A 282-nucleotide genomic window follows, 5' to 3' on the forward strand; every position below is an offset into this window, starting at 1 on the left:
CTATGGATTCAGCATCCGGAATTGTAAAAAGAAATGGGAATTGGGAAATTTTATCTGACTGATTTTTGAGTAGATAGGAGGCTAGCTTATGTCTAATCTGATGGTATCAATCATCTGTACGAGTTACAACTATGCCGAATTTATTGAAAGAGCGATTGACAGCTTTCTTGCCCAAGAAGTAGATTTTCCTTATGAGATTATCTTGGTTGATGATTGTTCAACTGATAATTCTAGAGCAATTATTCAGTCCTATGCCCAAAAGCATCCGGATCTCATTCGAGT

At 36.9% G+C, this 282-nt stretch carries 1 protein-coding gene; it reads left to right on the plus strand.

Annotated features, from left to right (window positions below; all coding sequences use genetic code 11):
* Positions 1-100: 100 nt before the first annotated feature.
* Positions 101-282: glycosyltransferase (locus FH871_RS34560; protein ID WP_229317766.1), on the plus strand; the 182-nt coding region annotated here is incomplete at its 3' end.

It is taken from the genome of Larkinella sp. C7, assembly GCF_006149005.1.
GTDB lineage: Bacteria > Bacteroidota > Bacteroidia > Cytophagales > Spirosomataceae > Larkinella.